Raw genomic sequence first — 12,855 nt, 5'->3', positions numbered from 1 at the left:
CAATATGAAGCTGATATATAAAAACAAGTATCTTATTCGAGTTCCACTTTGGTTGCTCCTGCTTCAATGAGTTGTTGCTTTATTTTTTCTGCTTCATCTCTGGGAATATTAGCAGTTAAATCTTTAGGCAGGGACTCAACCAGCTCTTTTGCCTCTTTCAAACCTAATGTAGAATCAACCTTCCTAACTGTTCTAATAACTTCCATCTTTTTGCTTGCATCAATTTCTTTAATTACAACCTTGCATTCAGTTTTTTCTTGAACAGCCGGACTTGCAGTATTATCACTAGTAGGCACACCAGCACCAACAACTCCACCAACAAAGGAACCAGCAGGTAATCCTATTTTCTCTTCTAGAACTTTTACAAGTTCAGCAGCTTCTAATAAGTTTAAAGATAATATTTTATCAACCAAATCGTTTGTTACATTACTCATACTACTACCTAAATTACCAACAAATTTATTTTTTAGAACTATAATAATCCAATCCTCTAATAAGCCTCATGGAAGGTGAGTTAATAGATAACGCTAATCGCGCAGGAATATTATAAGATATTAAACGCATAATTTTAATATGCAGCTCATCCAGAGAAGGCAACTTAGCTAATTTGTTAACATCTTCCACTGTAAGCAATTGATTTGAGTGAGCTGCGCAAATTACAGACATCTTCTCTTTATTAGCATCAGTGAAATCAACTATCAGTTTCGCAGCCTCCACTATACCACTGGAGTATACAATAGCAACTGGACCAGAAAACTTGTCTGACAGATAAGAAAACTTACCAGTTCTTTCCAAAGCCAAACGGGCTAGAGTATTTTTAACTACCAACATCCCACCTGCTACAGACTTTAGTCCATTCCTCAGAGCGAATGAATCGTTAGCATTTATAGATTTAAAATTCACCAATATTAAGAAATCATTACTTACGAACACATTTATTATGCTCTGTATAAACTCATCCTTATTTTCGCGCTTCACTGTATTACTCCCTAAACTATATCTTCCACTTTGCTTATTTTATAAGCTTTACCCATAGTTGAATTTAAAAAGATACTCTTAAAGTATACTCCCTTCACAGAAACAGGTTTATTATTTTTAATGACTTTAAGAAAAGCTTTCAAATTTTCTAGTAAATCATCAACGCTAAACTTGATATTTCCTAATTTACCGTGAATGATACCATTTTTATCTGTCCTAAATTTTACTTTACCAGACTTAATTGTTCTAATAGCTTCTTCGACATTAGGAGTTACAGTACCAAATTTAGGGTTAGGCATCAATCCTTTAGCACCCAATACTTTCGCAATAGGAGTGATTTTTGCCATGAAATCAGGAGTGGTAATACACCAATCAATATCTAGCTTTTTACCCTTCTTTATCTCTTCAACTAAATCCTCTCCTCCTATAATATCAGCACCAGCTTTTTCAGCTTCTGATAGATGTTTGCCCTGAGCAAAAACAGCTACTTTAATATCTTTTCCAACACCCTTAGGTAAAACTACTGTACCACGTACCTGCTCTTCAGACTTACGCGAGTCTATACCTAAATTAACTGCGATATCAATTGACTCGTTAAATTTTGCTGAAGCAGACTCAACAATCTTTTCTAAACATTGTTTGGGATTATCGTAATGCGTACTCATGACTTCTAACCTTCTATAACTTCTATACCCATAGATTTAGCAGTGCCTATAACCATCTTTATTGCTGAATCCTCATTATCCACTTTCATGTCAACCATTTTATATTTTGCTGTTTTAATTATAGCAGACATAGGCAATTTAGCCACTAATTCTTTACCTGGATTATTAGAACCTTTACTCAATTTAGCTTCCTGCTTGAGCAAATAAGCAACAGGTGGGCCGCTGACAGTGAAATCATGAGAGCGATCATCCTTTATAGAGATTCGCACTGTTACTAAATCTCCCACTTTATAATTTGCACTAGCTGTGCTAGTTACTTTATTAAAGGCCTCGCAAAACTTAGGAACTGGTATGCCACGTGGACCAAGAACTGAAGCAATCTTTGGCCCAGGCACTGCTTTCCCCGCTTCCATTAACAGGTTAATCTTAGCAATTACAACACTCATAATTAATCCTCTATTTTCTCTACTTGAGCTAAATCTAACTCTATTATTGTTGGCTTACCTAGAATTGACACCTCTACATTAATAATTTTTTTCTCATCGTTAATCATATCCACTTTACCAGTAAAATTTTGAAAAAGACCATCGTTAATTTTCACTTTTTCTCCTTTTTCATAACCATGACCTAATTTTTTTGTCTCTTGAGCATTATAAAGTGCGCTACACATTGAGGTGATTTCATCATCAGAAATTACCTTGGGAACGTTACCATTTTTTAAGAACCCATAGACTTTCAGAGATTTTGGTATATTATTGACAAAGTTTAACACTTCATCACATAAATTTACATACAAAAAAACATAACCAGGAAAACACCTTCTCCGCATAGCAGCTTTTTTAGACCTTAGTTCCGCTTCACTTGGTTCTTCGTATGGGATAAAAACTTCCTTAAAATAATTACTAACTCCCAATCTCATAGAATTCTCCAATATGTGTTGACACACTTTTTCTTCGTAATTGGAAGCAACCCTTAAAATATACCACTTGTATTTATTGAATTCTCGACGCTTTGCACTTACTTCATCATCTGAAACCACCTCAAAATCACTAAGTTCACCATTAGAGAATTCCAATGCTTGATTTAAAATACCTTTACTCTCATCACATAGATGCATGCACACGTACACTTCGCACGGCTGCTCCCTTATACCAGATTTTGAATTACACACCGTTTGATAAGGAATAAATACCTCCTTGAAATAAGTAGTACTACTTGCCAATTCAAGTACATGTTGTTCATGCCCGTAATTAATTTTAATGATGTACCATTTATATTCCATAAACAATTCCAAATAAAGCTTTAATGGCGTAAAGAGATATAAAATCTACAAAACAAAAGAAAACCGAAAAACACAGTATAACAATTACTACAACAAGCAAAGACGATAGCACCTCTTGCTTTTTTGCCCAGACAATCTTTCTTATTTCCTGCTTTATATCACAAAAAAAGATACTCAAACTTTTTAACATCTTTACCACAACATTAATGCAGGAGCGATAGGAATTGAACCTACAACCTCTGGTTTTGGAGACCAGCGCTCTACCAATTGAGCTACACTCCTATGACTAAAACTTTCTACTCCAAAATTTCAGAAACGACACCAGAACCAACAGTCTTGCCACCTTCTCTTATTGCAAAACGCAACCCCTTATCCATCGCTATCAATGCCTGTAACTCCACTTCTATACTTACATTATCTCCTGGCATTACCATCTCCTTTCCTTCTAGTAACTTTACACTCCCCGTTACATCTGTCGTCCTGATATAAAATTGCGGTTGATAATTTGCAAAAAATGGTGTGTGCCTACCTCCTTCTTCTTTCTTCAATACGTACACCTCCGCCTTAAACTTCTTGTGTGGCGTTATCGTACCTGGCTTCGCTAATACTTGCCCCCTCTCCACTTCTTCTCTCTTTGTTCCTCTAAGCAATATCCCTACATTTAATCCAGCACTCCCCTTATCTAGGCACTTCTTAAACATTTCTACACCAGTACATATCGTCTTTTGCGTCGCCTTCAAACCTACTATCTCTATTTCTTCCCCAGGCTTTACTTCTCCACATTCTATTCTCCCTGTCACTACTGTCCCACGCCCTGGTATTGAAAATACATCCTCAATTGGCATTAAAAATGGTAAATCTACACATCTCGGTGGAACTGCCACGTATTCATCTAACTTTTCCATCAATTTGTCTATTGACTGCTTTCCATATTCACTATCTTCACCCTCCAGCGCTTTTAATGCAGATCCAACCACCACAGGAATATCATCACCTGGAAACTCATACTTGTTGAGCAATTCTCTCACTTCCATCTCCACCAAATCAATCATGTCAGGATCAGCCACATCAGCTTTATTTATATACACAACAATATGCTCAACACCAACTTGCTTTGCAAGTAATATGTGTTCCCTTGTTTGCGGCATTGCTCCATCAACTCCTGACACTACTAATATTGCTGCATCCATCTGTGCTGCACCTACTATCATGTTTTTTACATAATCAGCGTGCCCAGGACAGTCTACATGTGCATAATGCCTATTAGCTGTTTCATACTCAACATGTGCTGTTGCTATCGTTATCCCCCTTTTTTTCTCCTCAGGTGCCTTATCTATTTCATCGTATTTTACTTTACACTTCGCATAACAGTGCGTTATCGCCGCTGTTAACGTCGTCTTCCCATGATCCACATGTCCTATCGTCCCCACATTTACATGAGGCTTCCCAAATGCTTCTACTACTGCCGTCATAATTTAAACTTTTCTACCTAAAATACAAATACATCAATAAATAATATGTTGATTTTATAAAAATACAACAAAAAAAAGAGCGGATAGTGGGATTCGAACCCACTCCACTAGCTTGGAAGGCTAGAGCTCTACCAATTAAGCTATACCCGCACAATGGAGGAGGTAGGATTCGAACCTACGTACGCTTTCGCGGACAGATTTACAGTCTGTTACCTTTAACCACTCGGTCACTCCTCCACAAAAATTTGTTAAGAAGCCAGTATCTTAACTTAATCTTTTACCATATTTAATAATAAATGCCTAAAACTAAAAAATCAAGCAGTAAAACCCTATATAATTAAAATCATGTGGACTTTGCTTTATATAACTCAATGTTGCTAACAAAGTGCCTGAACAAATAATGTGAATCGTGTGTACCAGGTGCTTCTTCCGGATGATATTGCACAGAGAAGACCGGGTAGTTCTTCATCATTATTCCCTCTACACTATTATCAAATAAAGAAATATGAGTCACCTCTACACTTTCTGGTAGGAAAGATGGATCAACAACAAAACCGTGATTTTGGCTGGTAATCTCAACTTTCTCGCTATTTATATTATAAACGGGATGGTTACTTCCTCGATGACCAACATCCATTTTAATAGTTTTTGCCCCTAAAGTGATCGCGAGTAATTGATGACCCATACATATGCCGAGAATTGGTATTTTAGACTTTACGATAACATCTATTTCTAAAATCACGCTTTTTCCTATTTCTTGCGGATCACCAGGGCCATTTGAAAGTACTATGCCATCTGGACACATACTTAATATCCTGTGAGCGAAACCTCTATCTGGCTTAATGAGTTCAATTATGCAGCCAAGTTCCATTAAGCGTGAAGCTATGCTAGACTTTACGCCAAAATCAACTATTATAACTTTATATTTTCCAACAGTCTGGACTTCAGTATTGACTGCTTGGGTTATAAGAGACATATTAACATCATTGCTTAAGCTGACTGTATTAGTTATCTCCATTCCGTTTATGGGTTTATATTTGTTCAATTCATCCGACAGTTTTTTTATCGAGTGAATAATGCTATCAGTATAGGTTTCGGTGTTACATACTGAAGATTGGGCCAGTGAATATATCATTCCATTTTGATGCCCATACCTTCTTAAGTGTCTAGTCAAGGCTCTAGTATCAACCCCTGATATTCCAACTACGTTATTTCTCCCTAACCAATCATTTAAACTAACATATGAAGAAGGATGAGACATAGGGGAAAGTTCACGCATAATCACACCACTTGCAAAAACTTTCTTTCCCTCATTATCCGTGTTATTTATTCCAATGTTACCAATGTGAGGAAAAGTGAACATTATAATTTGATCAGCGAAAGAAGGGTCTGTTATAGTATGCTGATAACCAGTCATACTAGTGGTGAAACAAATCTCACCTATGCACTTTCCTTTCTTACCTATCGACTTTCCTGAAAAGCATTTGCCATCTTGTAAAACTAAAACTGCATCCTGCACTCAATTCCCTCTAATTGACTATAAAGGTTCCAAACAATACGTACAACTCTTTCTAAAATTTTAAACGAACCAATTAAAGAATAACATGAAAAAACTTTTAACACACTCTATTCATATAAAACATACCTTGACTACTTTTGTATTGCATGTATAAATAAATTCTTAATAAGCAGAAAGGGGGTATAATGTTTAATGATGAAAATCAATCTAAATCAGTAAGCAGTAAGTTACTTGTCAAATGATGTTACCTTCTATTTTTCTTGGCAAAAATAGCTATAGGGCTAACTATGGTTTCAGTTGCAGCAATAGCGGTAAAAATTGCTTTAAAAACAATGTCGAATGTTTTTAAAGGCAAATCAGCTGATCAAGAACTAACAATGCAACAAGTAATACAAAGTAAAATCCTAAATCTAGCTATTGGATTAGTGTCCATACTTGTGGGTGGGCTATCACTCATTACCATCGCAAAAACAGGTGTAACTGCAGCATGTGCAGCTGTAACTGCTTTAGTTCTATACGGGTGTTTTGAAGAAATCGGTAAAAGCGTAAACGACAAGTTTGATGAAGTAGCTAATAATATAACAGACTTTATTATCAGTAATGTTAAGAAGCTTTTTCTGCCGCAAAGTTGCCAAGTGTAGCCTGCTTTTATATTTATTTTGGTACGTCAATCAAGTTTGTGTTTCTCTTAATTACCATAGGTTAATTATGCAATAACTGTTCACAAATGGCGTTAGCTTAAGAGCCTTTTTAAGGACATATTTCAAATTTTTTTTGTCAAAATAAAATGAAAACAAAAGCACTATTTTTTGCAGTTTTGGGGTAACTTAATGGAAAAAATTTTAGAGAGAAATTTTATATACAATCACTGACATTTTTCTTGAAACCGTTGCCATTATCCTTTCAGCATCGATCTTCTGATTTGCCATCAACGCTTCTCATCTGCTGAATGCAATTTGTATTTGATTAGCATTTGACCTTTTTCCAATTCTTTTAGCGCATTAAATGCTTTCGAAGTTGTTCAGCATCCATCTGTTGAAGTTTTTTAATAGTTCTATCACCGATTCATTAGAACCGAAAAAATCATGAAATCAATTTGTTGACATTTTTACCCTCTAGTTAATTAATATATTATAATTTTATATTCCCAATGATTAAATTGTTATGCTCTTTGCTTAACTATCTTGTTTTATCATTAATAGGCTATATTAATTAAACAATATTTTCACACGCAACACGTGTACCTTAATAAATCTTCTACACGTAATACGAGTAATGAAGTTTGAAATAAATATTTTTATGTTATATACTAAGTTATATTAAAAAGATTAGTTGAGTAGGAGCAACCGATGGCGCAACAAGAAATGGTAACAATTAATGCAGAATTACGTGATGTAACAAAAACAAAAGCGATGTATTCTCTGAGAAAGAAAGGATATATACCTGCAGTTATATATGGTAAAGGACATGATAATGTAAATTTAACGTTGTTCTCAAAGGAATTCACGAAACAATATAAATTGGGTTCCCTTGCTGCACATGTGATAGAATTGAACATTTCAGGTAAAAAAGAATATGCTCTTGTTCGCGATATTCAATGGCATGTGGTGAAGGATACTGTACAACATGTTGATTTTCAATTTGTTGATAAAGGCAGTGAAATCAAAATAGATATACCTTTATCATTCATAAATGAAAGTAAATCTCCGGGAATCAAGCTAGGTGGAGTGCTTAACATTTTATGTCGCTCCATTACTGTTAAATGTTCTCCTGATAAAATACCTCAGGCTATAGAAGTCGATTTATCTGGTAAAATGATTGGCCAGTCTATACACATAAATGATGTAAAACTGCCAGAAGGAGTTAAGCTTGCAGCACACGAGGAAGAAAACTTCACTGTTGTTACAATTTCTGCTGCCGATAGTGACGTTGAAGAGCCTCAAGCAGAAACAGAGGAATAGTGCATTTGATAATTGGGCTTGGCAATCCAGGTAGCCAATATGAGATAACTTATCACAATATTGGCTTTATCATTGTTGATGCAATTTGCAAGTGTTGGAATTTTCAGCCGTTCTCTAAAAAAGCTGATTACCTGATAACCTCTGGTATGATTAATGAAAATAAAACTATATTGTTAAAGCCTTATTCATTTATGAATAACTCAGGCATTCCCGTTGCAAAAATACGAAACTTTTACAAACTTTCATTAGATAACATCATTGTTATACATGATGATGCTGATCTAGAACTTGGAAGAATAAAAATAAAGAAGGGTGGCAGCTCTGCTGGACATAATGGACTTAAGTCTATAGACAGTTTTATTGGTAACGATTATTGGCGCCTAAGATTCGGAATAGGCAGACCTAATGACCAAAGAGATCTAGCGGATTATGTATTATCTAAGCTTTCAAACTTGGACAATATCACCCCTCTAGTAGAAAAAGTCGCAAAAAACATACACTTAATGCTTCAAGAAGATAACACAGCTTTCATCAGCTCAATTGTGCATTAATTTTACAAAATCGTCTTGTATAATTTGGAAGCCACCTAAAAAACTAGAGTACGTTTTCGAATAACTTCTAAACAAACATACAAAAGTATACTCAATGCTTACTTTGTAAAGTAAAAATTTATTGGGGCGAGCGACCAGGATCGAACTGGCGACATTCAGTACCACAAACTGACGCTCTACCAACTGAGCTACGCCCGCCAAATTTCTGCACACAAGTGCAAAAACTGTAAAACTTTTAACATATCAGCAAAAAAAAGTCAATTGACTATTTAAGCAGCATAACTCTCCATACTATTGCTCAAGGATTTTTTTTACAAAATATCTAAATGTGAGTGCAGTAAGTTAACCACCCATTGAAACAGATAAATCATCCTTATGTGGTTGAACATTTACTTGCTTAATCTGAGAAGAATTTTTAAATTCACTTCCTCCTCCCCGTTTAGCTTGAGAAGAATTTTCATACTCACTTTTTACTTCTTCAAAAAAGTTTGATTGACCGAAAGCATATCCTACTAAGTTAGCAGCATAATATTGAGCATTACCTAGAACCGTACAGTTAATTTTGCTTAGCATTCTCGAAGGGTAGTAAAAAAGAGACACGCTGTTGTTCGATTGAAAATCATTTTTATCCATTGCTTTAATAGCTTCATGGTAACCGTCTATTTTATGAACAGCATATTCTTCCGGTGCTGATACTCTCAATTGTGCACCTACATGAGCATAACCAAATGAACCAGGTGCTACTGCTGGCACTGGATCTTGTCTATGCTGAGTTACCCTAATAGTTTTTTCTTGAAGAGCATCATTATAAGTTTCACTAGCAGTAAGATCAAAGACTCTTGGATCACCAAAAGTTGCAACATGAAGGTCTTCAGCCTCTTCTGTTTTGTTGAAACATAAAGCTGCTATTTTAGCAACAGCTCCTCCCATACTGTGGCCTGTGAGGTTAATCTTAAAATCTTTAATTTCTGATCTTTGCTTTTCAGCATAAGATCTTAAGATACCATAAAGACTAGGCCATGAATCTGTAAATGCATTGTAAAAGCCACGGTGAATTCTTCCGCCTTCAGGTAAAAGTTCTGAGGTAGTAAAAAATGCGTTTACATCGGTTATCACATCGTTAAAGCCTTGAGTACCACGATAGGCTATAGTTACCTCCCTATCTTTTGCAAAAACAAAACCAGCGCATTTTCCACCGCTGTAATAAAATGGAATAATATTGTAACCTTCTTCAATAAAATCAGCTTTAGTTTTATAACCTCTGTCAGATAATATCGGATCATTATTACCATAGGTCATCTTAGAGAAAGCACACATCTCCAACAGCTTCTCTTTACTAAACCCTGCAATTTCTACAATACTTTCGCTTGTCTGATCAGGTAAGGAATGTATTTCATTTGGATCACGAGGATTTATAAATTCATAGTCTTCAATGATTTCAAACTCATCATCTTCTTCTACATTGTTTATACTATATTTATTACTATCTATTAAGGGAGAGCTTGACTGCTTAATATCATTCGGCTTTAAACTTACACTGCTTACACTGGTGTCTGTAGTACCAAACCAATTGCGCAAGAAGCTAAAATCCATAAATACCTCAATATATTGCAAATTATTACTCAGAGTATACTACAGGTTAATGCCATTGTCAATAATTAATTTTTTAACAAGAAAGTATTATATCACTTGGCCACAGAAAAATTTCACTTCCATAAAAATTAAGTAACGAAGTTATTTACATATAGATAAGTAAGACCTCTGCGCTAAGTTTTAGTTAACATATATGTTAGGCATATTAAAAAAGTTGCTCTTGAGGTATTGCATTTTGCTTTTGTTTTAGCTATAAGGTTGCTTTAAGTTGAATGTTCAACACTTTTGTACTATTTTACATTTAAGATAATGATTTTGAAATTTTTTGGGGGCACTTCATGAAAAAATCTACCTATACTAGAACTGCTCTAGCTTCTTTGTTAACTTTATGTTCTTTCAGTAGCTTTGCTGCTGACTTTTCTAACGAAGGTATAAAAAAGCAAGAGAGTACACCAACTTCTGAAAAAATGGAAGTTATGAAAACATCAAACAAAAGACTGAAAGAGAAAATGGACAGGATATGTAATGCTGATCCAAGGAAAAAAGCTGAAGAGCTTAAGAAAAAAAAGGAGCTGGAACTAACAGCCGAGAAAAAGAAAGAGGAGCTAGCCGAGAAGAGAAAGAAGAGGAAAGAGGAAGCAAAGCCAGCACATGAGAAAAAAACAAAAACTAAAGCTAAGGATTGTGATTTAAAAAGTTCGAAAGCTAAAAAGGTTAAAGCTGAAGCCAAAGTCACAAAAGTAAAAGTTGCTAATCAACATACAGAGGAAAAAAGCAAGGCAAGCACTGTTGTTTCAGTTGGTGGCGTTGATATTATCGATACTAACCAAGGGAAGAGTGGTTTGAGAATAACTTTCGGTGGTGTCGTTGATGCTCAAAGCTATGGTAAAGCAGGACCGAGTAGCAATGAGTATGAACGCTATAGCGTTATGCCAGGCAAATCTGCAGATTATTATCATGCCACTGAGGATAAAATTAAAGGAGCAAATCCGATATTTCCAGGAGGAATAGGAAATATCGGTGATTATAGCGAAAACATGGGTATGATTGCAGATGCAATATTGCACTTAAGAGCTGAAAATAAAAATGAAGATTTAGGTCTTCTTTATGGTGCTGACGTACAATTTCATGTTCCAGTTACTGAGGGTAAAGGGGCTTCACAAGGTGTGAATGCGGCAAGAGGCAGAAGTGCGCACGTATTTTTAAACTCAAAATACGGTGACTTGAAACTTGGTTATCAATTTGGTCCTGAAGCTCTGATGAGGCTTGATGCAACGAGAATTGCAACTGTTGACGGAGCTGCAGATAGTGACTGGTTTAGAAAAGTAAACTTAGAAGGAAGTGCTGCAAGCTTTCCATTTTACGTAACACCGCGCCTTTACACTGAAAGTTTCTCAAGTGAAAGTGAAAGGCTCTCTTTCCGCATGGCAGGGAAATACCATAAAGAAGTTATGACTACACTGCCGTTTAGAGTTGCTTACTACTCACCAAATTATATGGGTGCAAGGTTTAGTGTCAGCTACTCACCTCGTTATGATAGTAGTTTGTCCATTGTAAAAGAAATAGTTCCTGTCAAAGATCCTAAAGATGAAAATAAGGTAAAATATCAGGAAATATTAAAGCATGTCGGTCCAGATTATGAACACATAGTAAGTGCTGGTGCATCATATGAATATGACTTTAACAAACATAATATCAGAGTTAAAGCTGCTGTGGTTGGTGAGTATGGTAAAGCAAAAGAACCAAATAAAGATAAGCATCTTTATCGGGAATTTGTTGAGTACAATGACCTGATGGGTGTTAACTTGGGTGTAAGCACTGACTATAAGATTGATGAAGATCAAGGTGTAAAACTTGCAGCTTCTTTTGCATATTTAGGCAAATCTGGCCAGCCGAAAGATATTAAGCAGTTATACGGTAGTAAGTACGAGCAAATTAAGGAAAAAGTTGATGGGGGTACGGATAATCCAGATTATGTAAGAATTACAGGCTTAAAAGATCAGTTTGTAGGAGATGATAAAAATACTATGTATTGGACTGCAGGTGCTGGCTATCAATATGAGAGCTTCTACACGAGTTTAACATACTTTGGTAGTAAAATGAGTGATGGAGATAAGCTTCATGATTTTGCACTTGGTGTTCAATATGCACTCTCTCCTGTTTATAGTAAGAGCAAATTTGTTCCTTATGTATCCCTTCATTACTTTATGACTGATGAAAAGCAAGCTGATAGTTATAAGATTCCAAAAGCAGGCAGTAAAAATGAAGAGGTAGCACCTTCTAACCAAGGAATACTCTTTCTAACTGGCGTAAAGTTTTCTTTCTAATTAGCTAAGAATACATACCACAGTCGTGGTGTGTATTCTTTTCTAGGCAGTGCTGCCTAGTTGTACGAACATTATCCATTTTACTGTTTGGACTCTCTGTATCTTTCGATTGGCTTTGCTGTTCTTTCGCTGCCAGGTCTGTAGAATCATTTCCTAAATTCCGTTGATCATTGTCAACAAAGTTCTTCACTTTGTCAGTTGAATCTCCAAAAAGCTTCTTAATGCCGTTAAATCCTAAAGTTAAAGTAAGGCATATGACTCCAGCAATAGCTATCATAGAAACTGCTGCTCCAACTCCAATCTGTCCCTGAAAAAATGCAAATGCTGCCATTGCAACTACAGTGGTTGTTATTATAATTGTTAATAATTCACGAGTTCTACTTGCTGGATCCATGTATTTTCCAAAAGCAGATATTCCTTTTTTTAGACCAGAACCTATATCGTGTGCAGTATTCAATAATTTCTTCGGAAGAGTTTTGATGTTGTATTTTTTCTCAAGTTGCTCTT

The 12,855-nt window shown here is 35.6% G+C and carries 14 protein-coding genes and 4 tRNA genes; 4 read left to right on the top strand and 14 right to left on the bottom strand.

Annotated elements, in window-relative coordinates; translation table 11 throughout:
• Positions 1-32: 32 nt before the first annotated feature.
• The 11 genes from rplL to carA form a co-directional block, all read right to left on the bottom strand.
• Entirely contained in the window at positions 33-434 is a 402-nt protein-coding gene (gene rplL, locus HF196_RS02690) for a 50S ribosomal protein L7/L12 (protein WP_168455700.1), read from the bottom strand.
• Between the two features lie 25 nt (positions 435-459).
• Positions 460-978, bottom strand: a complete 519-nt coding sequence (rplJ, locus tag HF196_RS02685; protein ID WP_168455699.1) for a 50S ribosomal protein L10 — start codon at positions 976-978, stop codon at positions 460-462.
• A gap of 11 nt (positions 979-989) precedes the next feature.
• On the bottom strand, positions 990-1,643 hold the full coding sequence (gene rplA, locus HF196_RS02680; RefSeq protein WP_168455698.1) for a 50S ribosomal protein L1: 654 nt from the start codon (positions 1,641-1,643) through the stop codon (positions 990-992).
• 5 nt (positions 1,644-1,648) lie between these two features.
• The gene (locus HF196_RS02675) at positions 1,649-2,089 is read right to left on the bottom strand and encodes a 50S ribosomal protein L11 (protein ID WP_168455697.1); all 441 of its coding nucleotides are present in this window, start codon (positions 2,087-2,089) and stop codon (positions 1,649-1,651) included.
• 2 nt (positions 2,090-2,091) lie between these two features.
• The gene (gene nusG / locus HF196_RS02670) at positions 2,092-2,931 is read right to left on the bottom strand and encodes a transcription termination/antitermination protein NusG (protein ID WP_168456270.1); all 840 of its coding nucleotides are present in this window, start codon (positions 2,929-2,931) and stop codon (positions 2,092-2,094) included.
• Entirely contained in the window at positions 2,915-3,115 is a 201-nt protein-coding gene (secE, locus tag HF196_RS02665) for a preprotein translocase subunit SecE (RefSeq protein ID WP_246198605.1), read from the bottom strand. The genes nusG and secE overlap by 17 nt, the downstream gene beginning before the upstream one ends.
• Before the next feature lie 19 nt (positions 3,116-3,134).
• Positions 3,135-3,207 (bottom strand) — tRNA-Trp (locus HF196_RS02660).
• A gap of 14 nt (positions 3,208-3,221) precedes the next feature.
• Positions 3,222-4,397 carry an elongation factor Tu gene (gene tuf / locus HF196_RS02655; protein WP_168455695.1) on the bottom strand — a complete coding sequence of 392 codons (1,176 nt, stop codon included), beginning with the start codon at positions 4,395-4,397 and terminating at the stop codon, positions 3,222-3,224.
• A gap of 78 nt (positions 4,398-4,475) precedes the next feature.
• A tRNA-Gly gene (locus HF196_RS02650) sits at positions 4,476-4,547 on the bottom strand.
• A 4-nt stretch (positions 4,548-4,551) separates the two neighbouring features.
• Positions 4,552-4,634, bottom strand: a tRNA-Tyr gene (locus HF196_RS02645).
• Positions 4,635-4,740: 106 nt separating this feature from the next.
• Positions 4,741-5,916: a glutamine-hydrolyzing carbamoyl-phosphate synthase small subunit gene (gene carA, locus HF196_RS02640; protein ID WP_168455694.1), complete on the bottom strand. Its 1,176-nt coding sequence runs from the start codon at positions 5,914-5,916 to the stop codon at positions 4,741-4,743.
• 287 nt (positions 5,917-6,203) lie between these two features.
• On the opposite strand from carA, the gene HF196_RS02635 reads away from it, so the two are divergent.
• The 3 genes from HF196_RS02635 to pth all read left to right on the top strand — a co-directional run bounded on the left by HF196_RS02635 (position 6,204) and on the right by pth (position 8,428).
• Positions 6,204-6,557 (top strand): hypothetical protein, encoded by a 354-nt coding sequence (locus HF196_RS02635; protein ID WP_246198603.1) that lies wholly within the window; start codon positions 6,204-6,206, stop codon positions 6,555-6,557.
• 708 nt (positions 6,558-7,265) lie between these two features.
• A complete protein-coding gene (locus tag HF196_RS02630) occupies positions 7,266-7,877 on the top strand; it encodes a 50S ribosomal protein L25/general stress protein Ctc (protein ID WP_168455693.1) in 612 nt (203 codons plus the stop codon).
• The gene (gene pth, locus HF196_RS02625; RefSeq protein WP_168455692.1) at positions 7,877-8,428 is read left to right on the top strand and encodes an aminoacyl-tRNA hydrolase; all 552 of its coding nucleotides are present in this window, start codon (positions 7,877-7,879) and stop codon (positions 8,426-8,428) included. The genes HF196_RS02630 and pth overlap by 1 nt, the downstream gene beginning before the upstream one ends.
• A 122-nt stretch (positions 8,429-8,550) precedes the next feature.
• Here the strand turns inward: pth and HF196_RS02620 are convergent.
• Both HF196_RS02620 and HF196_RS02615 read right to left on the bottom strand, forming a co-directional pair.
• Positions 8,551-8,626, bottom strand: a tRNA-His gene (locus HF196_RS02620).
• Between the two features lie 144 nt (positions 8,627-8,770).
• Positions 8,771-10,021, bottom strand: coding sequence for a lipase family protein (locus HF196_RS02615; protein ID WP_168455691.1), 1,251 nt, complete (start codon positions 10,019-10,021; stop codon positions 8,771-8,773).
• A 338-nt stretch (positions 10,022-10,359) separates the two neighbouring features.
• On the opposite strand from HF196_RS02615, the gene HF196_RS02610 reads away from it, so the two are divergent.
• Positions 10,360-12,348 (top strand): WD0745 family porin, encoded by a 1,989-nt coding sequence (locus HF196_RS02610; RefSeq protein WP_168455690.1) that lies wholly within the window; start codon positions 10,360-10,362, stop codon positions 12,346-12,348.
• A gap of 4 nt (positions 12,349-12,352) precedes the next feature.
• Here HF196_RS02610 and HF196_RS02605 read toward each other — a convergent pair whose 3' ends face one another.
• The gene (locus tag HF196_RS02605; protein WP_168455689.1) at positions 12,353-12,805 is read right to left on the bottom strand and encodes a hypothetical protein; all 453 of its coding nucleotides are present in this window, start codon (positions 12,803-12,805) and stop codon (positions 12,353-12,355) included.
• Between the last annotated feature and the right edge of the window lie 50 nt (positions 12,806-12,855).

This window comes from Wolbachia endosymbiont of Ctenocephalides felis wCfeJ (genome assembly GCF_012277315.1).
Lineage (GTDB): Bacteria > Pseudomonadota > Alphaproteobacteria > Rickettsiales > Anaplasmataceae > Wolbachia.
Note: the sequence above shows the minus strand (reverse complement) of the source record. Positions and strands in the feature narration are given on the sequence as shown.

Excerpts from the sequence above, each read along its gene's own strand:
- rplA (WP_168455698.1), bottom strand. The coding sequence starts at position 1,643 with ATGAGTACGCATTACGATAATCCCAAACAATGTTTAGAAAAGATTGTT.
- tuf (WP_168455695.1), bottom strand. The coding sequence starts at position 4,397 with ATGACGGCAGTAGTAGAAGCATTTGGGAAGCCTCATGTAAATGTGGGG.
- HF196_RS02635 (WP_246198603.1), top strand. The coding sequence starts at position 6,204 with ATGGTTTCAGTTGCAGCAATAGCGGTAAAAATTGCTTTAAAAACAATG.
- secE (WP_246198605.1), bottom strand. The coding sequence starts at position 3,115 with ATGTTAAAAAGTTTGAGTATCTTTTTTTGTGATATAAAGCAGGAAATA.
- rplL (WP_168455700.1), bottom strand. The coding sequence starts at position 434 with ATGAGTAATGTAACAAACGATTTGGTTGATAAAATATTATCTTTAAAC.
- HF196_RS02675 (WP_168455697.1), bottom strand. The coding sequence starts at position 2,089 with ATGAGTGTTGTAATTGCTAAGATTAACCTGTTAATGGAAGCGGGGAAA.
- HF196_RS02630 (WP_168455693.1), top strand. The coding sequence starts at position 7,266 with ATGGCGCAACAAGAAATGGTAACAATTAATGCAGAATTACGTGATGTA.
- HF196_RS02610 (WP_168455690.1), top strand. The coding sequence starts at position 10,360 with ATGAAAAAATCTACCTATACTAGAACTGCTCTAGCTTCTTTGTTAACT.
- HF196_RS02615 (WP_168455691.1), bottom strand. The coding sequence starts at position 10,021 with ATGGATTTTAGCTTCTTGCGCAATTGGTTTGGTACTACAGACACCAGT.